Source organism: Psychrosphaera saromensis, assembly GCF_002954545.1.
GTDB classification, from domain to species: Bacteria; Pseudomonadota; Gammaproteobacteria; order Enterobacterales; family Alteromonadaceae; genus Psychrosphaera; species Psychrosphaera saromensis.
In genome coordinates this window covers 3,419,530-3,439,591 of sequence record NZ_MSCH01000003.1, presented here as the reverse complement: position 1 = coordinate 3,439,591, position 20,062 = coordinate 3,419,530, and the positions used below count along the sequence as shown (strand labels likewise).

At 37.7% G+C, this 20,062-nt stretch carries 27 protein-coding genes and 1 tRNA gene; 22 read left to right on the top strand and 6 right to left on the bottom strand.

Annotated features, from left to right (window positions below):
• Positions 1–18: 18 nt before the first annotated feature.
• The 6 genes from hscA (at position 19) to BTO11_RS15525 (ending at position 4,327) form a co-directional block, all read left to right on the top strand.
• Positions 19–1,893, top strand: coding sequence for a Fe-S protein assembly chaperone HscA (gene hscA / locus BTO11_RS15550; RefSeq protein WP_105053456.1), 1,875 nt, complete (start codon positions 19–21; stop codon positions 1,891–1,893).
• A gap of 68 nt (positions 1,894–1,961) precedes the next feature.
• Positions 1,962–2,300 carry an ISC system 2Fe-2S type ferredoxin gene (gene fdx, locus BTO11_RS15545; protein ID WP_105053455.1) on the top strand — a complete coding sequence of 113 codons (339 nt, stop codon included), beginning with the start codon at positions 1,962–1,964 and terminating at the stop codon, positions 2,298–2,300.
• Positions 2,301–2,309: 9 nt separating this feature from the next.
• Entirely contained in the window at positions 2,310–2,705 is a 396-nt protein-coding gene (locus tag BTO11_RS15540; protein WP_105053454.1) for a DUF2750 domain-containing protein, read from the top strand.
• Positions 2,706–2,822: 117 nt separating this feature from the next.
• Positions 2,823–3,296 carry an NYN domain-containing protein gene (locus tag BTO11_RS15535; protein WP_105053798.1) on the top strand — a complete coding sequence of 158 codons (474 nt, stop codon included), beginning with the start codon at positions 2,823–2,825 and terminating at the stop codon, positions 3,294–3,296.
• A 40-nt stretch (positions 3,297–3,336) separates the two neighbouring features.
• A complete protein-coding gene (locus tag BTO11_RS15530) occupies positions 3,337–3,759 on the top strand; it encodes a DUF1801 domain-containing protein (protein WP_105053453.1) in 423 nt (140 codons plus the stop codon).
• 55 nt (positions 3,760–3,814) lie between these two features.
• Positions 3,815–4,327 (top strand): GNAT family N-acetyltransferase, encoded by a 513-nt coding sequence (locus BTO11_RS15525; RefSeq protein ID WP_105053452.1) that lies wholly within the window; start codon positions 3,815–3,817, stop codon positions 4,325–4,327.
• Positions 4,328–4,361: 34 nt separating this feature from the next.
• On the opposite strand, the gene BTO11_RS15520 is transcribed toward BTO11_RS15525, so the two are convergent.
• The 3 genes from BTO11_RS15520 to BTO11_RS15510 all read right to left on the bottom strand — a co-directional run bounded on the left by BTO11_RS15520 (position 4,362) and on the right by BTO11_RS15510 (position 6,688).
• On the bottom strand, positions 4,362–5,096 hold the full coding sequence (locus BTO11_RS15520) for a hypothetical protein (protein ID WP_146105504.1): 735 nt from the start codon (positions 5,094–5,096) through the stop codon (positions 4,362–4,364).
• A gap of 105 nt (positions 5,097–5,201) precedes the next feature.
• A complete protein-coding gene (locus BTO11_RS15515) occupies positions 5,202–5,714 on the bottom strand; it encodes a peroxiredoxin (protein ID WP_105053797.1) in 513 nt (170 codons plus the stop codon).
• 161 nt (positions 5,715–5,875) lie between these two features.
• Positions 5,876–6,688 carry a putative RNA methyltransferase gene (locus BTO11_RS15510; protein ID WP_105053450.1) on the bottom strand — a complete coding sequence of 271 codons (813 nt, stop codon included), beginning with the start codon at positions 6,686–6,688 and terminating at the stop codon, positions 5,876–5,878.
• Between the two features lie 166 nt (positions 6,689–6,854).
• Here BTO11_RS15510 and BTO11_RS15505 point away from each other — a divergent pair.
• The 14 genes from BTO11_RS15505 to rimI all read left to right on the top strand — a co-directional run bounded on the left by BTO11_RS15505 (position 6,855) and on the right by rimI (position 15,724).
• Positions 6,855–6,931 (top strand) — tRNA-Trp (locus tag BTO11_RS15505).
• Positions 6,932–7,586: 655 nt separating this feature from the next.
• On the top strand, positions 7,587–8,594 hold the full coding sequence (locus BTO11_RS15500; RefSeq protein WP_105053449.1) for a DUF3800 domain-containing protein: 1,008 nt from the start codon (positions 7,587–7,589) through the stop codon (positions 8,592–8,594).
• 305 nt (positions 8,595–8,899) lie between these two features.
• Entirely contained in the window at positions 8,900–9,295 is a 396-nt protein-coding gene (locus tag BTO11_RS15495; RefSeq protein WP_146105503.1) for a hypothetical protein, read from the top strand.
• Positions 9,296–9,651: 356 nt separating this feature from the next.
• On the top strand, positions 9,652–10,113 hold the full coding sequence (locus BTO11_RS15490) for a hypothetical protein (RefSeq protein WP_146105502.1): 462 nt from the start codon (positions 9,652–9,654) through the stop codon (positions 10,111–10,113).
• A 57-nt stretch (positions 10,114–10,170) separates the two neighbouring features.
• Positions 10,171–10,404: a hypothetical protein gene (locus BTO11_RS15485; protein ID WP_105053446.1), complete on the top strand. Its 234-nt coding sequence runs from the start codon at positions 10,171–10,173 to the stop codon at positions 10,402–10,404.
• A gap of 176 nt (positions 10,405–10,580) precedes the next feature.
• On the top strand, positions 10,581–10,811 hold the full coding sequence (locus BTO11_RS15480; RefSeq protein WP_146105501.1) for a hypothetical protein: 231 nt from the start codon (positions 10,581–10,583) through the stop codon (positions 10,809–10,811).
• A gap of 135 nt (positions 10,812–10,946) precedes the next feature.
• Positions 10,947–11,204, top strand: a complete 258-nt coding sequence (locus BTO11_RS15475) for a type II toxin-antitoxin system ParD family antitoxin (protein ID WP_105053444.1) — start codon at positions 10,947–10,949, stop codon at positions 11,202–11,204.
• Entirely contained in the window at positions 11,191–11,448 is a 258-nt protein-coding gene (locus tag BTO11_RS15470; protein ID WP_219846478.1) for a type II toxin-antitoxin system RelE/ParE family toxin, read from the top strand. Before BTO11_RS15475 ends, BTO11_RS15470 begins: the two co-directional genes overlap by 14 nt.
• Before the next feature lie 211 nt (positions 11,449–11,659).
• Positions 11,660–12,838, top strand: coding sequence for a pyroglutamyl-peptidase I (locus BTO11_RS15465; protein WP_105053443.1), 1,179 nt, complete (start codon positions 11,660–11,662; stop codon positions 12,836–12,838).
• A 176-nt stretch (positions 12,839–13,014) separates the two neighbouring features.
• Positions 13,015–13,206: a DUF3185 family protein gene (locus tag BTO11_RS15460; RefSeq protein ID WP_105053442.1), complete on the top strand. Its 192-nt coding sequence runs from the start codon at positions 13,015–13,017 to the stop codon at positions 13,204–13,206.
• Between the two features lie 281 nt (positions 13,207–13,487).
• Complete coding sequence (locus BTO11_RS15455; RefSeq protein WP_105053441.1) at positions 13,488–13,661, top strand: DUF6435 family protein; 174 nt, start codon at positions 13,488–13,490, stop codon at positions 13,659–13,661.
• Positions 13,662–13,808: 147 nt separating this feature from the next.
• Positions 13,809–14,273 carry a YHS domain-containing (seleno)protein gene (locus tag BTO11_RS15450; RefSeq protein ID WP_105053440.1) on the top strand — a complete coding sequence of 155 codons (465 nt, stop codon included), beginning with the start codon at positions 13,809–13,811 and terminating at the stop codon, positions 14,271–14,273.
• A 334-nt stretch (positions 14,274–14,607) separates the two neighbouring features.
• Positions 14,608–15,264: a hypothetical protein gene (locus tag BTO11_RS16535; RefSeq protein WP_181135937.1), complete on the top strand. Its 657-nt coding sequence runs from the start codon at positions 14,608–14,610 to the stop codon at positions 15,262–15,264.
• 4 nt (positions 15,265–15,268) lie between these two features.
• Positions 15,269–15,724 (top strand): ribosomal protein S18-alanine N-acetyltransferase, encoded by a 456-nt coding sequence (gene rimI, locus BTO11_RS15445; protein WP_181135936.1) that lies wholly within the window; start codon positions 15,269–15,271, stop codon positions 15,722–15,724.
• Positions 15,725–15,752: 28 nt separating this feature from the next.
• On the opposite strand, the gene BTO11_RS15440 is transcribed toward rimI, so the two are convergent.
• From BTO11_RS15440 to BTO11_RS15435, 3 genes are all read right to left on the bottom strand, one after another.
• Positions 15,753–15,953: a DUF2061 domain-containing protein gene (locus BTO11_RS15440; RefSeq protein WP_105053438.1), complete on the bottom strand. Its 201-nt coding sequence runs from the start codon at positions 15,951–15,953 to the stop codon at positions 15,753–15,755.
• A 13-nt stretch (positions 15,954–15,966) separates the two neighbouring features.
• The gene (locus BTO11_RS16530) at positions 15,967–16,134 is read right to left on the bottom strand and encodes a hypothetical protein (protein ID WP_181135935.1); all 168 of its coding nucleotides are present in this window, start codon (positions 16,132–16,134) and stop codon (positions 15,967–15,969) included.
• 309 nt (positions 16,135–16,443) lie between these two features.
• Positions 16,444–17,373 carry a hydrogen peroxide-inducible genes activator gene (locus BTO11_RS15435; RefSeq protein WP_105053437.1) on the bottom strand — a complete coding sequence of 310 codons (930 nt, stop codon included), beginning with the start codon at positions 17,371–17,373 and terminating at the stop codon, positions 16,444–16,446.
• Between the two features lie 197 nt (positions 17,374–17,570).
• Here BTO11_RS15435 and ahpC point away from each other — a divergent pair, with 197 nt between their 5' ends.
• Positions 17,571–18,134, top strand: a complete 564-nt coding sequence (gene ahpC / locus BTO11_RS15430) for an alkyl hydroperoxide reductase subunit C (protein ID WP_219846477.1) — start codon at positions 17,571–17,573, stop codon at positions 18,132–18,134.
• A 147-nt stretch (positions 18,135–18,281) separates the two neighbouring features.
• Positions 18,282–19,835: an alkyl hydroperoxide reductase subunit F gene (ahpF, locus tag BTO11_RS15425; protein WP_105053435.1), complete on the top strand. Its 1,554-nt coding sequence runs from the start codon at positions 18,282–18,284 to the stop codon at positions 19,833–19,835.
• Positions 19,836–20,062: the final 227 nt, after the last annotated feature.

Genomic DNA, 20,062 nt, shown 5'->3' with positions numbered 1-20,062 from the left:
AATACAGGTGAAATACACATGGCATTATTACAAATAGCAGAACCGGGCCAAAGTACCAATCCCCATGAACACAAACTAGCTATAGGCATAGACTTAGGCACAACCAACTCATTAGTTGCCTCGGTAAGAAGTGGTGAAGCAAAAGTATTACCAGACTCTCAAGGTCGATTTAGCTTACCTTCTGTTGTGCATTATGGCGCAGACCGTACTGTCAATGTTGGCTTTGCAGCCAAAGCAAATGCAGAGAATGACCCAGAAAATACCATAGTATCGGTTAAGCGTTTTTTAGGCCGTGGACTCGCCGACATTAACTCTACTTATGGCAAATTACCGTATATCTTTGTAGAAAAACAAAACAAGTTAAGCTTGCTTACCTCCCAAGGTGAGAAAAACCCAATTGAAGTGTCTGCTGAAATTTTATATGTATTAAAGCAACAAGCAGAAAACACATTAGGTGGTGATTTAGTGGGGGCGGTTATTACGGTTCCTGCGCACTTTGATGATGCCCAACGTCAAGGTACAAAAGACGCTGCACAATTGGCCGGCATAAACGTATTAAGACTGATCAATGAGCCAACTGCTGCGGCAGTTGCTTATGGTTTAGACTCAGGCCAAGAAGGCATAGTTGCTATTTATGACCTAGGTGGCGGCACATTCGATATCTCTATCTTACGTTTAAACAAAGGTGTGTTTGAAGTGTTATCAACTGGTGGCGATACCGCACTTGGTGGTGATGATTTTGATAGTAAAATTGTTGAGTCTATTTTAGCAAAAGCCGGAATAGACACTGAACTATCAGCCAAAAGTTTGCGTAAATTAGCGGATTTAGGTTGCAAGATAAAAGAGCAATTATCCGACACCGATAGTGTTGATTATGAGATTGAAATTGAATCTCAAACTACACCGCAAAAGATTAGTGGTAGCTTTAGCAAACAAGATTTTGAAAACTCAATTGCCGATTTAGTAAAAAGCACATTACGCAGTTGTCGTCGTGCATTAAAAGATGCCGATGTAGAGAAAGAACAAGTCCTAGAAGTTGTTATGGTTGGTGGCTCTACACGAGTTCCTTACGTGCGTGAGCAAGTAAAAGCATTTTTTGCTAGAGAACCACTAACGTCAATAGACCCAGACCAAGTTGTCGCAATAGGCGCGTCAATTCAAGCTGATTTATTAGCGGGTAACAAACCAGATTCTGACATGCTGTTACTAGATGTCACGCCATTGTCGCTAGGGTTAGAAACCATGGGCGGATTGGTTGAAAAAGTCATTCCAAGAAATACCACAATTCCAGTGGCGAGAGCGCAAGAGTTTACCACCTATAAAGATGGCCAAACTATGATGGCGATTCATGTGTTACAAGGTGAACGTGAATTGGTCGACGACTGTCGCTCATTGGCTAGATTTGTATTAAAAGACATTCCTCCACTAACCGCGGGGATTGCCGTTATACGAGTAACGTTTAATATTGATGCCGACGGTTTATTAAGTGTGACCGCACTTGAAAAATCTACAGGTGTTGAGTCATCTATCCAAGTAAAACCGTCTTATGGTTTAGAGCAATTTGAAATTGCAGATATGATCAAAGCATCAATGACTAACGCCAAAGAAGATATTCAAGCGCGTATGTTACGTGAGCAGCAAGTTGATGCTATTCGTATGATGGAAGCATTAGACGCTGCAATGTCAGAGTCTCCAGAGCTTTTATCTGAAGATGATAAACTAGCGATTGAACAAGCGATTGGTAAGTTAAAATTAACGACCCAAGGCACAGACGGCCAGGCGATTAAACATGCGATTAAATTTTTAGACGATACCAGTCAGCCATTTGCCGCAAGACGCATGGAAAACAGCATTAAAGTAGCACTTACCGGTCATTCGGTGGATGCAGTTTAGTCACTTACCTTGTGTTAGCAGAATACGAATAAGTAAAACAGATTAACGATTTATAGAGAATTAATAACATGCCACAAATTATATTTTTACCAAACGAAGATCTTTGCCCAGACGGCGCAGTTGTAGAAGCTAAAAAAGGCGAAACCGTTTTAGACGTTGCCTTACGAAGCGATATTGACGTTGAACATGCTTGTGAAAAAGTATGTGCTTGTACAACCTGTCATATGATCATTCGTGAAGGATTTGATTCATTGGATGAAAGTGATGAACTAGAAGATGACATGTTAGACCGTGCATGGGGCTTAGAGCCTGAGTCACGTTTGAGCTGCCAAGTCATTATTAAAGATGAAGACTTAGTGGTAGAAATTCCAAAATATACGGTTAATCACGCCAAAGAAAATCACTAGGATAAGTTCATGAGCAATCAACCATTAGAACAAAGCCGTAAAACAGAAATACTTAATTTTGATGCAGAGCAAAGATGCAAATACTTGTTAAAGCAAGTGGTTGCTAACCAAGAAGTATGGATATTAACGGATGAGCACGGCTCTGTTATGGTGACAACGGATGAAGAAGACTGCATTCCTGTTTGGCCAAATGAAGAGTTTGCACAAATGTGGGCGACTAACGAGTGGGAAGGATTTGAACCTAAATCTATTCCGTTAGCTGAGTGGCACAAGAAGTGGACAACGGGCCTTGAAGAAGACGAATTATCAGTTGTGGTATTTCCATTACCAGATGACGAAGGCGCTGTTTTTTATCCAACAGAGTTAGACGAAGAAATTCAACAAATTGCGAACAAGGCTAAATAAGTGGAAGACTTAGATGCACCATTTGAGTATAAAGAGCCAACAGCAGCTGAATTAGAAAAAGCCGCGGCAGACAAAAAAGCGCAAGCACTTTTGGCTGAACAGGAAAAGCAAAAGAACTTGCCAAAAATTGGCATTTTCGTTGATATTCAAAACATCTATTACACCACTAAACAGGCGTTTAACCGCCAGTTTAATTACCGTCAGTTTTGGCAGGATATTAGCTATTTAGGCAATATTGAAATTGCCAATGCCTACGCAATCGCCAGCAATAATGACGGCCAACGTAAATTCCAGGATGCGTTAAGACATATAGGTTTTGATATCAAATTGAAACCCTTTATCCAACGCAGTGATGGTAGCGCCAAAGGCGATTGGGATGTGGGAATCACCGTTGATATTATGGAAGCTGCTGAACAGCTTGACCATATAATTTTATTATCCGGCGACGGCGACTTTGATTTATTAATGCATAAAATCAAAGAAAAATACCAAGTGAAAACTCAAGTCATTGGTGTACAGCAATTAACAGCACAATCACTAATCAAAAGCGTCGATCAGTTTACCCCAATAGAGTCAGGGCTATTAAAGTAAAAGCCTGAATAACCAAACGAGTAATGTATAAAGGGACGCTATGACAAACACGGATATTCAAAATAAGCTTGAACAATACCCTGAGAGCGTCAAACCTTCATTAAATGCATTACGTCAGCTAATTTACTCACTCGTTATTGAACTAGAGCTTGGTGCTATTGAAGAAAGTGTAAAGTGGGGAGAGCCTAGCTTTAAAGTAAAAACCGGCAGTCCAATCAGAATGGACTGGAAAGCGGCTACACCAGATAACTACTACCTGTTCTTTAACTGCCAAACCAAATTAGTAGATACCTTTAGAGAACTGTATGGTGATGTATTAGAGTTTCAAGGCAATAGGGCAATCGTGTTAAATGTTGACTTAAGTCAGGCTGAACAGGCAACGGTTAACACTGCGGTTAAACATTGCATTCAACTGGCATTAACCTACCAAAAAGTAAAACACCTACCTTTGCTTGGTGCATAAATCATGTTTTAATATTTTGCTCGTAACTCGTAACTCAAATATAAGAGTAAGTGTGATGATCACCCTCAGACAATTTCAAACCTCAGATGCTGAACTCTTAGTCACCTATCTAAACACGCCAGACGTCACTCAATATATAACTGGAGCGATTCCAAGCCCTTATACTGTAGACGACGCATTGTGGTGGATTGAACACGCTAATCAAACGGATCACATAAAGGCAATTGAATACCAAGGACAGTTTGTCGGCTGTATTTCAGCAACAGTAGGGCAGTTTGAATATAACAATAGTGCTGAGTTAGGTTATTGGATTGGCAAGCAATTTTGGAATTTAGGTATCACCACAGAAGCCGTTAAGCAGTTTTCTGAGTCATTGTTTAGTACAAACAAGCTAAATAGATTGTTTGTATCTGTGGTGGCACAAAATAAAGCGTCGATACGAGTATTAGAGAAAAACGGATTTAGCTTAGAAGGGGTATTAAAAAATGCTTCATTTAAAGTTGATGCCCGCACAGGTGTTAAACAGTACTTTGATGAGCATTTATTGGCTAAGGTCGCTTCATCGTAAACGCTTTTATTATAAAATAGCTAGTAGTAACGGCTTAGTCGTAAATAGCTTCAAACAAACAGTTTTCAATTAACGTATTATTTTGTTTGGAATGGAAAACAAGATGATCAGCTTGTCGTTCGCCAAAATGAGTTTGCACTGTCACTTCTCTAATTGATAAATAATCGGTATTAAATTTGGGGAACTCAAATTGAATACTGTCCTTTATTAATTTGTATTTGCCACTAAATACTTGATTAGTACCTTGTACAAACTCACGATTTATATAAATCTCAAGTTCAATTCTCACATCACCTGTTTTAAAAAACTCAAAAGTAGCATCAATCTCTTTACCATCTTTTTTACAAGACTTCTCACTCATTACCGGAGGCATTTTTGTTTGCTCACCATTGCGTAAATACAGTCCAATATTATCAACACCATAGAAGTGGTTTCCTTGGGCAAATTGATAATACTTAGGCAAGGGGAATGTCGCTTTGCTTAATATGTCTTCAATGAGTGTAAGATCATTAGGCGCTGAGAAAACAGGATGGGTGGCAATTGCGGTATCAGTAAACTCAGGTGGAATTTCAGCATCAACCGCTTCAACCTTATAACCTAACAACACCAGTTGTTCGGACACTTGATTGATAGCGTCTTGCGAATAACCGGTATTAAACAAATATACAGTTTTCCCCGCGCAAGCATTAAGGCAAAACACCATGATGAGTATTGCTGTTGCTTTAATATAGCTATTAGGGACTTTTATATATTTATCTATGGCTAACATATCCATTTACACCTGGTGATACAAATCCATTGCTTAGGGCTTGAACTCAATACAGCCTTAAAAGTAAGCGGCCCTAAAGCCGCTTTATCATAAATGATGTCAGGTCTAAAAGTCTAATCGACTCATGTGTTTCGCCATATCTTCTGCTGATGTTGCCGGACGTACGTTACGGTCAATCATCACTATTTTGCCAGTCTTATCAATATAAAAAGTATGACGTTTAGCGTAACCCATAAAGCTAACACCATAAGCATCTGCCGTTTCAGCGGTAGGGTCGCTTAATAACGGAAAGTCAGCTTTAGTTTCTTGCGCAAATTCTTTATTTTTAGATAACTCGTCAGTACTTGCCATAAAGTATTGAGCGTTAAAGTCTTTTAATAAATGTCCATTGTCAGCCAGTGATTTACATTCAATGGTGCAACCATTGGTAAATGCTCTTGGGAACCAGGCTAATACAATCGCTTTTTGACCTTTAAAGTCAGATAGTTGATAGGTTTTACCATCACTGGCTTGCAGTTTAAAGTCTGGTGCCTGATCGCCAACGGAAAGCTCGGCAGCAGCTAAGTTACTTAATAACAATAATGTAATAGTAATAAATGAAGTGATTAATTTGTTCATGTATTGATCCATATTTGTAGGTTCCTAGCTAGTAAGTTTAGCTAGAAAATTTAGGTATTAGCTTATATACGTTCTAATTGTTAATTTGGTTCACAAATAATACTGACAGACCAAGTTACTCTTTATTGTGTATCGTGCATTGTGTATTTTCACAATGGACACTATTTAGTCAGTGTAAATTGGTTTAAGGTAAAACTTAAGGTTAATTGGAACGGCAGTTGTGATAACAAACTTTGTTTATTCTGCTCAGATATTTTCCAACCAAACGGTGTCATAGTTAACAAGTTTTCAACATCAGTTGGATTGTTCAATATCACCTGTTGCTCTATATCTTGTTTGTCTGCCAGTGCAAAACCTTCAGGTGGTTTGGCCGCGTCATGTAATTCAGGCGTGTCGTAAATGCATTGTTTTAATTCTATTAAATGCTGAGCTCCCGGAGATACAGACAAAATACGACCTTTGTCGTTTAATACACGCTGGCATTCTTTACCAATTAAAGGGGCAAATACATTAACAATAATATCTGAAAAGTTATCGGCAAAAGGGACATGTGAGTTAGTGGCAACGCAGTAATGCACTTGCTTATTACGTTTGGCTGCGTACTTAACCGCTGACTTAGAAATATCTACACCGTATACATTAGTCTCAGGTGTTTGGCTCTGAATAAAGTCCGTGTAGTAACCTTCACCACAACCCAAATCAATAATATTGTTATGCGGTAATGACAATAAGGTTTTGACTAACGCCTGACGTAAAAAATCATAATGGCCTAATAACAAGAACTCACGACGCGCCAACACCATATTTTTATCATCACCAGGTTGTAATGAGTTTTTTAATTGCACAGGTAATAAATTTATATAACCTTCTTTGGCAAAATCAAACATGTGATTTTGTGTACAACTCAAGCTATTGGCTGATTTATGCAAAGGATTAAGGCAAATGGGGCAACTGTATTCAGGTGTTTTGATCATGAGATAGGTTTTAAAGGCTGTATTTGTTGGCAGTATACCGCATCAAAACTCCGTTAGGGCGTATTTTTGGCTAATAAAACAGCGTTCAATGCACAAAATGCAAAATTATTTAAAATTGAGCTTTACCTTGTGGCGTTGCTAAGTATAATTGGCGCAACTTCGATGCAGGGGCGTAGTTCCAATTGGTAGAACAGCGGTCTCCAAAACCGATGGTTGGGAGTTCGAGTCTCTCCGCCCCTGCCAAGTTATCTCTTCTATATATCATATTTCTTAAATTTCATTCTCAAAGCTAAAATTTAATAACTTCAATTTATAATTCTCTATAAAATATTTTTATCTAGAAAAGCTGCATTGTGCTCATAATACGTTTTATAAGTATTAAATTTATAATCGTATTTATATGTACTTTAAGGTTTCGCCCCTCGGCGAGTTACCTTTTTGCAACAGCTCAAAAATGTAACCGAAAAAAGCCGCTTCCAACAATATTCTGCTCCTCTATAAAAGTAAGTTTTATCTTCAAAAACGGGATGTACATTCGTCCCTGAACACCATCCCTTATTCGACGTCCTGTCTCATATTTTGGAAAACTTATTTTATTTCAGGAATATTGGATGGAGACTTAAAAGCAAAAGCAAAAGCAAAAGCAAAAGCAAAAGCAAAAGCAAAAGCAAAAGACTAGAGATTTATATGCAAGTTTCTCCCATAGTCAGGAAAACGCCCCGTTGGGGCGTTTATGTCATAGTACTTATTAAACTGTTTATTTAAATTACTTTACTGGCAATCGGTTAACAACTTTGCTAAAAATAAGTTAATCAGAAAAGTGAGCTATGACTCGGTAGAAAAACGCGCAATTCGCTCGCTATAAACATGTTAACTCTCAGGTCAAATAGGAAGTCGGGTGTATATATTCATAGATGAGTCAGGATCATTTACGTCAAAAGGTGCATCTTACGGCTCATGGAATGTAGTGGCTGCCTATGTTGTTCCAGAGGCAGAGAAAAGAAAAATAGCTGATTGCCTTAATAATCTAAAAGTTCAATCAGGTTATAAATTCACAGAAGAAGTGAAACTCGGAAAGCTTAAGGAGGCCGATTACTTTCAGTTCTTAGAAAACCTCGCTTGCTTCAATTCAATATTATTCGCTACAGCGACGGACGCAAGTCTCAACTCGCAAGAGGAAGTAGAGACTCATAAGCTAACTCAAGCCAAAACTATTATGGCTAATTACCCAAGAATGAAGTTTCAAGGCGGTAAGGATGCCGTTACCTATCAAGTAGATCAGATAACTAACTTATCAAATGTCTTGTATATGCAGCTGTGCTGCCAAATAGACTTGTTACATTCAATAATTGAGCGTGGAATCCCATTTTTTATACAACGATACCCAAACTCACTAAAATTTTTCAGGTGGCGAGTCGACGAAAAGAATAATGACTTCGAAGACTTGTTGCAGAAGTTAGGGCTAGATTTATTGCAAACATGGTCAATTGATAAGCCAATGGCAAGGCTGGATTGGTGTGATTACAGGCCTATGAACAAATTTATGTACGAAAAAGGGGATCTCCCTCAGTACTTGATAGATGAGTTTCCGGAATTAGAAAATGCTGAAGGCTATGATATTAAAAAGATAGTTCGTGACGACATTCAATTTGTCGATTCAAAGGCTTATGAAGGAGTGCAAGTGGTTGATCTCTTGGTATCTGGGGTTAGGCGTTGTTTGAAAGGAGGATTTGAAAATAATCAGAAAGCATCTGACCTATTAGGATCGCTTATGGTTCAGCAAAAAGGGAATAAATCACCAATTAATTTGATATCCTTTGGTGATGAGTCAGCGCTAGATAAACTTACAGCTAAAAATGTATCGCGTATGATTCATCAATGTAGGAAGTTAATGTATAAGAGTTAACAAGCTGCTGCATTTGACAGTCAAAAGAGTCACGACTTTTGTTCCAAAAATCACGCCATTTTTGCCTGAAAATGAGCACGGCGTTATGTCTAAAACACCGGAGAGTCATGAATTTTAACGTTCACTTAAAAAAACAAATCGGATTCCTTCAGAGGTCCTGCGATAGCTACGATGCAGGCCACCACGACGAAGCTATTAGGATTGCAACTGTACTTAGGGTATTGCTCCACAATACGAAAGCATCCACCTCGTTGCTGAAACATTTAAATGCAACAACAATCAATTTACTTACAACATGTATCGATATGTCTCCTCAGGCAGTCATGTTTCATGGCATGGGGCAAAGGACAATAAGTTCAGATGGAAGTAGCTCCTACTATCCATCGTTAGACGAGGGACCTGAAAAAAGATATGTGCCAGTTTCTAAATGGTGGGATCAAGTTGTATTTGTACTTAATCCTAAAACCAAACTAACTCGTAAAAGTATTGTTCTAGCCGCAGCAAACAAAGATGGCGGAGCGCATGTCGACAATAAGCTAAGCCCTGATTACGCTGGGTTAGCCAAAGAGGGCGCAGTAGGTACGTTGGTTTATAAGGTTAATGGTAAAGAATCCAAAACTGACATTCAAGATGCTCACCTTGTGGCATTAAGGCAAATGGCTCATGAGTTGTTAAACAGTCCAGAGTTACTTGCAATATAAACACATACAAGCGCCAAAACTCCGACAGTGTATTGTGGTCACAGGTTATAACAAGGTCACCCACTTCAATTTCACTAATTTATAGGGTCAGAACACTTGATTTGGATTTTTACATTCAGACAAAGGGAGTGGTTTCGCTCCAGGTTGATCTTAAATGTAAGCCGCTTCAACAAGATTTTAGAGAGTGTCCAAGCCAATAAAAAGTATGTTATGTTTATTCATACTAACCTCAGATTTTGTTTATTTAACATTAACTATTATGGGTCTGGCTTTTAGCTTCCTCACGATTACATAGAGAGCTGCTCTTTCGTGGGGAGTCATTATGTCTATAAAACTAGGAAAGTTTGTTTATGAATTTGAAAATTACTATAGGAATATGTCTCGTTATTTTATCTGGATGTGCTTCTACCGATAAGAATGTAGTTACAGAATATAAACCTCTAATGACAGCAGAACAACAAGTACTCAGAGATGGCTTTGTTGGTAAATGGCGTTCAGAACAACCAAATAAGAATGGCGGTACAAATATAACCATAAAAAACATGATGCGTGATGGACGTTATGTTAACGAGTTTAAAGTATTGGACTCATCTTCGAAGCTTAAAATAGAAAGCAAAGAATTTGGTTTCTGGGGCGTATCTGGTGGCATTTATTTTACAATGTTTAAAGGCTGGATTGAAAATGATGAACTAGTTCCATCAGATCCTACAGATGTATACAACTACGATTCATATAAAATAATAAGTTTCAAACCGGATGAGTTAGTTTATGAAAGCTTAGTATCCGGAAATCATTATACTTACAGTCGGGTGAAATAGTTACCTAAAAAAGTGACTGGTAATGTTGTTTCTTTCAATTTTATCATGGGTTTTTAAATGAATGTTATAACAGAAGCTGAAATAAAGAGTGTTGTTAAAAAACACCTGGGGTTTGCTATTTTTATGGCAATGGTACCGATTGTATTTATTCAGTTAATTGTATATTTCTCTGGTGATGCTCAACTAAGTAATTTAGCGCTTTATATTGCACCTATTTCTACAGTTGTAGCATGTAGTCATTTTATTAAAAATGTATTGGTTGATATTAATGCCAATCACCAAAGTAAATAAATAGACGTTAAGTTTAAACACAAGGAAATTAGATATGTGGGAAAAGTTAAGTACCTTTCAGAAGGTGTTGTTTGTTGTTGTAATATCTTTGGTTGTGCCCGTCTTTATTGAACAAGTAGCTGCCTGAGCTTGTATTCCTTGCTGATGCAGGTGGTGTGGAGTTGGTCTTTACTTTCTTGGCGTTGTATTTCAAGCCTATTCTTACCAAAGTCCAAATGGTGTTTGAACAATTAAAAACCGAGGTGGCTATTGCTCGTGCGGCGTTTAAGTCTAGTGCGCTGTATCAACCCAAAGTATTTGCTCTGCAAACTGTGTTCAGTGTTGTGGCGGTATTAGTCACAGGCTCGTTTATTTATGCTGGTATATTTTTTATGCCTGCACTTATCTTAAACGGGATCTTGGTGTAGCCCTAGGTTCAACCGTTATATGAACACACTTTACTATTAATCAGATTTAAATTTTAGCTTACTGTGGTAGCATAAAGTATGACGAGGGCTTACTCTTAAGCTCATTAGTACTAAGTTAAATGAGAGTGTCTGATTATGGCTATGATCAAAAAAAGTATTACAGTTACCGACCAACAAGAACAGTGGATACAAGCTCAAATGGCGACGGGTAATTACGCAAGTGATAGCGAGGTTCTGCGAGACCTTATACGTAAAGAGCAAATGCGTAATACACAAATAGAAAGTATTCGTAATGAGTTAATAAAAGCAGAAGGTCGCGGTTTTACGGATAAAACACCAGAAGAAATAATGCAAGATGTCATTAAGCGTAAACAAGCAGATGTCGAATTATAAGCTTAGTGAATTAGCTGCAGAAGATATCAGCCAAATATTTGAGTTTGGAATCGATAATTTTGGATTATCAGTGGCTTCAAATTACATTGATGGTATGACAATACGTTTTTTGCAGTTGGCTGAAGCTCCATTACAGTATCAATCTGTTAATGACATAAGGGAGGGTATAGACGCAGTGTTTATGGCCGTCATGCTATTTATTATCGTGTCAGTGAAAGTGGTATTGATATTATGCGGATATTAAAGAATCAAAATATACTCAACGCATTTAAGTAACCCCTGAATAACAATTCACGCCCTTTAAGATTTATCTACCAAATTGAATTGATTATAAAAAAACGCCGTAAGGCGTTTTTTTGTTTTATAGTGCTACTCAGTAGTTACATATAATTAACTGCACCTAGTAAATTATCACTTAGTAAATAATCGGATCACTTTTTAGAGGCTTGGCTCATATGTTTAATAAGTTAAATAAAAAATTATTAATAACCATAACGGGGTTAATGTTTAGTAATCTTGCTTATGCAAGTGAATTAACCGTTGAAGAATTACGTATTGAAAGTGCTGCGGTAAAAATGCCAGAAGTGCTTAATGCTTTTACCAGTAATATTGATGCGTTTAAACAAGCATGGCAAGGCGCTGGCAGTTACCAAGAAGCAAAAAACATCACAATATTGCACTCTCAAAAGTTGTGGTTAGACGCTAAGAATAAACTGCAATCTTCTGCGTTACTTGATGATCGTCCTTTATATTGGGCTAGGCTTTTGGCGAGTAAAACGATTCGTTCAGTTAAACCAGCATTCGCACTTTCAGAGCTACAAACACAAGCTTTGTTAACCATGCTTGAGGAAGGCTCTAGAGGGAAGATGGATCTCGAATATACGCAAAAAACAGATAAGAAAATATTGTTAACTGGATTTGACCCTTTTTTATTAGATAGAAATATTAATCAAAGTAACCCATCTGGTATCGCGGCGTTAAAGCTTGATGGGCAGGTTATTACCTATAACGGAATTACAGCTGAAATAAATACGGTTATGATCCCGGTTCGTTATAAAGATTTTGATGATGGTATGATTGAATCGCTACTTGCGCCTTACTACGCATTAAATAATGTTGATATGGTTGTCACGGTTAGCATGGGGCGTACAGAGTTTGATTTAGAGCGTTTTCCTGGAAAGCGTAGAAGTGTGACTGCGCCAGATAATGTGAATGTTCTCTCAGGTGGTACTAAACAAACGCCTATTATTTCTAAACTCCACAATGCTCCCTTACCGGGTGACGAGTTTGTGCTTTTTAGTTTGCCTATAAAGCAAATGCAACTGGCTAAAGGGCCTTATAAAGTGATTGATAATCATAAAGTCACCAGTATAGTTGGCTCACAGAAACCAAAAGACATTGAGCCTCACACTTTGTCTCAGCTTAATGGCCATATAGCAGTGAGTGGTTCTGGGGGCGGTTATTTATCCAATGAAATATCGTATCGCAGTATAAGGTTAAGAGACCAACTTCACTCTACTATTCCAACGGGTCATATTCATACACCTAGAATTCAACAATTTGAACCTGAGATCGAACAGAAAATAGTAAAACAAATTCGCACTATGTTAGAGCTAGCGTTAGAAGCCATTTAGGTTAGACACAGCACTAAGCCAGAAATACGAATATACAAACATATTAAAGTACAAAGACTAAGGCGTAGTTAAACGCCGACGGTAGAATAACGTGGACGTGCACTTATAGTTTTTGTAACTTGGCTAAATGTCTCTGTTAATTTAAACAAATACAATTATAAAAATCTGGAGTAAAAATGAATAATAAACTTATCGGTATCGTACTTGTGGTTTTAGGTATTGCTTTAGCTTCTTGGGGATACAATATTTTTGATGCAGCTACCTCTCAAGTTACCAGAGCATTAAGTGGTGATACACCTATTGAAGCTTGGGCTGGAATGGCAGGTGGTGTTATTGCTATTTTTATTGGTCTTAGAAAGTTAAAATAATTTTGAAGCTCAGTTGAATTACCTCTGTCCTATTTACGGAGTTTAAGTATCAATTTAAAAGCCTGTTCGCGTTATCGAATAGGCTTTTGCTTTAGTTCTGCTTCATATCTCTACTTAAATATAACTTGTTTATAAAATAAGTTTTTGAAATATGAGGCATTAAGCTAAGGGCTGGATGTCATAAACTACTAATTACATTTAAAGCTATGCCAAAACAAATCTAAAACTGTCATTCCTGCGTATATACTTATCTAGCATCCAATTAATAGAAGATAATTATTATGTTTTCATTTTTCAAAAAAGATCCAACCAAGAAATTAAAAAAACAATACGACCGTAAGTTAGAAGAAGCTATGCATGCCCAGCGAAATGGCAATATAAAAGGTTACGCTATGATCACCGCTGAAGCAGAAGCTATCTGGGATAAGGTTGTTGAGTTAGAAAAAAAGGCTTAGTTATTAACTTGTGCCTCTGTGCCATTTTGAATGGTCTACACTGTTATTGTGAATTAAATAATTCCAACAGGGTGAAATTTTTTCCGTAAATAAACGGTTTAATTAAACAGACACTAATTAAAACATATGAGAGCACCGGAGCAACCTATGACTAAATTTATAACACGTACACTATTACTGATTTCTACATTATTTACTTTCTCAGCTTTTGCCGAGGAAGATGCGGTTAGCACTGGGCTATTCAACAGTGTGGCTATTAGCGGTTATGACACGGTTGCGTATTTCACTGAAAGTAAACCGGTTGAAGGTAATGATAAGTTTCAAACGGTATGGCGTGATGCGACCTGGAAATTCTCTAGCCAAGAAAACTTAACGCTATTTAAACAGGCTCCAACTAAATACGCAGCTCAATATGGCGGTTACTGTGCTTGGGCTATGTCTGGTGGTAAAACAGCTGGAACCGATCCTGAAGTTTGGCACATTGAAGATGGAAAGTTATATTTAAACTATAACAAAAACGTGCAAGCTGAATGGTTTGAAAAAATAGAAAGTGACATTATCTCTGCTGACAAGTTTTACCCAGAAGTGACAAACGTTAAAAAATATAAGTAGTAAGATATAAAGTAATTGATAAATTACTTTAGTAAACCTTTCACCACCTCTTTGGTTGAAAGTCGTTTCACTTTAAACAAGCTCGTTTAAAGTGAAACTTAGATTTTCATATCAAGGCATTACTTGATCATTTAAACCTCTTTACTGCCACTTTATTTGCCTATTTAGCAAAATAATTAGCAAGAAAAATCAGCAAAAATGTAACCACAAAAGCATTTCTACCAATCGTCAATATTAGCCTCTCGTTTAACTTTCAATTCCATTAAAACCCAAATTCATTTACTATCATTTCTTTACTGTTTAAGTATTAATTTTTCATATTGAGAGCGTTATTTTGTATTCGTCATTACAACAGCAATGTTTAGTTGAGTTAGGTATCACACCTTTTGATCTTAACGATAAATACAAAACGCCAGCAGAGCCAGTCGTTGGCTCTGAACACGCTAGTATTGGATTAGGCGAGCTTAAACCAGAACCTAATTCATCAAGCTCTGGGACGCAAACTAGGCTGTTGAGACCAAAGCCTGTTCAAGCTCATTCAGAACCGGTTACAGCTGCTACATCAGCAGTTGATACTTCTGAATCGACAAGGTTAAATCAGTCTGCATCTTTGTCTCAAACGTCAAATTTACCAACAACGGCGCCTTTATCTGAAACGGTAGCTACACCCAAAGCCCCTATGGAAAATCATTGGCTTAATTGCTCAGATAAGTTTATTGCGGATATTAAAGTGGTATTTCCACAGATAACCTTATCGGTTTTGGCCTTTGACGCTATGGTTGCTTTAATACAAGAACAAGGCGATAAAAAAGTATATTGGAAAATTGCGTCTAAGTTTGTCGCGCAATATGTTCAATTGGAAAGTATTGGGCAAGACACGGTTATCACCTCGCCTTTACCTCATGAGCTTAGTCCTGCACAGAAAAAAGAGTTATGGTTATTGTTACAATCTTATGCAACTCAGTCAGCTCAAACAATTCAAGAAAACTAACCTAGTGGCTAAAATTGAAATACTGGAATTAAACCAAGCGCATATCCCTTTGTTGGTAGAAATAGATGAGCGCAGCCATTTGTCACCCTGGTCACAAAAAATATTTGAGTCTAGTTTTAACGCCCGCAGCCATAATTTTTATATGCAAAAAGATTGTGAAATTTTGGGATATTATTTTGCTGAGTTTGTGGTTGGCGATATGACATTAGAAAACATCTGTATTGCGCCAGAACATCAAGGAAAAGGCTTAGCTAAAAAGCTAATGACACACCTTATAGAACATGCAAAGTCGCTAAATACAGAGAATATGTTTTTAGAAGTAAGAGAGTCAAATAACAAAGCGATTAGCTTGTATGAGTCTTACCAATTTGAAGTAACAGGAAAAAGGAAAGAGTATTACTCTGTTCCTAATTCTACCGCCAGAGAAACTGCGCTGTTAATGAAAAGGTCTTTTGTTTAGCTTGCGCTCATCAAAAACTTTTTAAGTATTAACAATGTTGGGGCAGTGTAATGTTATTTTTACTGCCTATTTTATTCCACACTTTTTCATGAAAATAATAAGCCACTGTATTTACAGCTGGTTCCACTATTGCGATTAATCCGCCCATTATAATGTCACCGGTTAATGCGTAAGTAACGCCAAATGCCACTGAAAAGTGAGTAATTGCAAAGGTTGTTGTTTTTGCCATTGTGTTTCCCCAGCTACTTTTTCACAAAAGATCTATCAATAAAAGAGCTCTCAACAAAAAGACAAAGTTGATCACCATAATAATTATCTTGGTAATTACACACTTGTGCTTGTTGGTTTACGTTAGTGTTCAAAATGTACTTGTTTAAATACTGTTCAATAATGTCGATTAAAAAAATCATGTTTTATTCCTTCTCTTGGTTGATGGAATAAGTATCTATGAATTTTTATAATCTGTATATTTTGAAAAGTACATGTTCATGTTCACTTTTTTAGAACATAGTCTTAAGCAACGAGCAACGAGCAACGAGCAACGAGCAACGAGCAACGAGCAACGAGCAACGAGCAACGAGCGCCGAGTCTCGAGCTTCGAGCTTCGAGCAACAATCAACGAGCGCCGAGAATCGAGCTTCGAGCAACAGCTCTATCTTTTTCTCGCCACTCGCCACTCACAACTCACAACTCGGAACTCGCCACTCGAAACTCGCCACTTAACCACAATGCTGTTCCAGCTGATTGGTAAAGATTTGTTTTAACAGTTCAATGTCTTTTGTTTTTACATAGTTAGGGCGTACTACAAAAGCCAAACGTCTGTGCGGACCTGGTTCGTTTAAATGCACCGCCGTAAGTTCTGACTCAGTATGAATTAATTGGTCAAGCGCCATTTGAGGCACTAAGGTTGTGCCCAATTTACCTGCCACCATTTGAATTAGCGTATGTAAGCTGGTGGAGTTGAAGCTGGCGTTACCTTTATTCCCCTTGTTACTGTTACTACTGCTATTGATTGGGAGGCTACAAGCTGCGAGTGCATGATCTTTTAGACAATGACCTTCTTTTAATAACATCAGCTTTTCCAGTTCAAGCTCATCACTAGTGATCTCTTTCATTTGAGATGGGCATTCATCTTTATGACTTACCCAATAAAAATCTTCCTGCCAAAATTCAAAAGCCATTAGACCATCAATAGGAAACGGCAGGGCTAAAACGGCAACGTCAATATCGCCATTTCTGACCATGTCAATTAAGTTATGTGACTGCTCTTCCACAATAGATAACTTAAAGTTTGGGTATTGTTGTCTAACTTCTGGCAATACTTTTGGTAATAAATACGGGCCAATGGTTGGTATTAACCCCATGGTCATAGGTGAGGTGAGTGCAGATTTATTGATTTGTGATAATTGATATAACTCATCAATTTCAATTTTTATCTGCTTTGCTTTGTTTAATACCAATAAGCCCTCGGCAGTAATGATCACTTTCTTGTTATTACGTTCAAATATTTGTAAGTCTAATTGTTTTTCTAACTCGGTGATTGCAGTGCTTAATGCTGACTGCGATACGTTACAAAGCTCAGAGGCTTTTTTAAAATGTAAAGTCTGCTCAACGGCAAGAGCGTAAGTGAGTTGTTTTAACGAGATCATGAATTCTATTCTTTTGAAGATGAACCTATGTCCACACTTTATGTTCAAAAATACTGAACATCAACTTCTATTTTATTAAATTTTCTAAATCATGGTTATCCCCTAATATCACTCCATCGAAAGCAAGCGAGCTTTCGCTTTAACTAAATCAGTAATTAATAATTAAAAGTAAATAACTAAAAAATAGGAAAATTATCATGGCTCAAATAGGCAAAACTATCCCAGATTTCACAGCTCAAGCATTCCACAATGGTGAGTTCACAGAAGTAACGTCTGACAGCGTTAAAACAGGTTGGGCAATATTCTTGTTCTACCCTGCAGATTTCACATTTGTATGTCCTACAGAATTAGAAGACATGGCAAACCAGTACGAAGAGCTACAAGGTTTAGGCGTAGAAGTTTACTCAGTATCAACTGACACACATTTCTCGCATAAAGCATGGCATGACTCGTCAGACGCGATTGGCAAAATAAAATTCCCAATGCTTGGCGACCAAACAGGCCACATTACTCGAGGTTTTGACGTAATGATTGAAGAAGATCACATGGCACACCGTGGCACATTCTTGGTAGACCCAGACGGTGTTATCCAAGTCGCAGAAATTCATGCTGGTGGCATTGGTCGTAGCGCGAAAGACATGGTTCGCAAAGTAAAAGCAGCACAATATGTTCGTGAAAACGACGGTGAAGTTTGTCCTGCAGCATGGGAACAAGGCGAAGCGACATTAACACCAAGTCTTGATCTTGTAGGCAAGATCTAAATTAGCTAAAAGCTAAAAAAACAAATCTAAATAGGCGGGCTACAAGCTAGTAGCAAGGGAGTTTCTCACTCCCACCGCCTTTCTTTTTCTCTCATTTTTTTGTCTGTATTTTTCTTAGACAAACTGTATCGGATAAGGGTTATATCAATGTTAAATAACGAATTAATAAACGCACTTAAAACTTACACTGCTAATATGCAACATGCTGTTACCTTAGTCTTGAATACAGGTGACCATCCAAAACGTGATGAACTAAAACAATTCTTAACTCAAGTTGTGTCAGTGTCTGACAATTTAAACTTAGTTGAAAAACAATCCCCAGAGCTTCGCAGCCCAATTAGTTTTGGTTTGGAAGTGGATGGAAAATTTAACGGCATCTTTTTTTCAGGTATTCCCGGTGGCCATGAATTCAGCTCATTAGTGTTAGCTATTTTGCACTCGTCAGGCACAACATTAAAATTGGATGAGTCTATCCAATCGTTAATTAAAGGCGTAAGCAAAAAGTTAAAATTTGAAGTCTTTATCAGCCTTAGTTGTCATAACTGTCCAGACGTTGTTCAGTCGCTCAATCAGTTTGCTTTATTAAACCCAAACATTACAACTGAAATGATTGACGGTGGTTTATATCCTGAATTAATAGCAGAGCGTAATATTCAAGGTGTTCCAAGTGTTTACTTAAATGGTGAAATATTTGCCAATGGCCAAATAGACACAGGGAAATTGGTCGATAAGTTATTAACCGTAGACCCAGAAATTCTTAATAACATCAAACAAGAAGCCTTACCGCAACAAGATGTGACGGTAATTGGTGGTGGGCCTGCAGGGGTTGCTGCCGCTATTTATAGCGCCAGAAAAGGCTTAAAAGTCACCCTTATCGCTGACCGAATTGGTGGTCAGGTAAAAGACACGGTTGGTATTGAAAACTTGATCTCGGTTCCAAAAACCACAGGAACAGAATTAACCGGCAATATGCAAAGTCATTTAGACGATTACGACATCACAATTAAAGAGCATTTACGCGTTGACCGTATAGAAAAGGGAACCATCAAGAAACTACACCTATCAACGGGCGAAGTAATTGAAAGCAAAACCATTATTTTAGCCACAGGGGCTAAATGGCGTGAACTAGGAGTCCCTGGGGAAAAAGAAAATATTGGTAACGGCGTAGCTTACTGTCCACATTGTGATGGGCCATTTTTCAAAGGCAAAGATGTTGCTGTTGTGGGTGGCGGTAACTCAGGTATTGAAGCTGCATTAGATTTAGCTGGTATGGTAAATCATGTGACAGTATTTGAATTTATGCCAGATTTAAAAGCTGACCAAGTGTTAATAGACAAAGCTCAAAGTAACCCAAAGATCACTATTCTCAAAAATGTAGCAAGCAAAGAAGTGATTGCTGAAAATGGCAAAGTAACTGCCCTTGATTACACAGACAGAGTAACAGGCGAGCAACATAGGCAAGCTTTAGCTGGAATATTTGTGCAAATAGGTTTAGTACCAAACAGCGGCTTTGTTGATGGAGTCGTGGATCTTACCAAACATGGTGAAATAATCATTGATGCTAAGAGTCAAACGTCTGAGCCTGGTATTTTTGCTTGTGGTGATGTCACTACGGTGCCTTACAAACAAATTGTTATCGCCATGGGCGAGGGCGCTAAAGCCTCACTGTCAGCTTTTGATTATATTATTAGAGAAAGTTAATTATTATAATTCATCCTTTGTTACAAATTGATTGAGTTAATAAGTTGATTTGAAGGCAGAGTTCACAGATATTTAATGCCGCTTAGTTATTTACTAAGCGGCATTTTTTGTATGTGTGGTATTACATTCTATGATTAAGGTTAAGGCTAAGTGCAATTTGGCCGATAGTAAAAAACAGACACTGTTTTTTCAAGTTAAATAAAGCTAACTAAAAATAAATAAAAAAA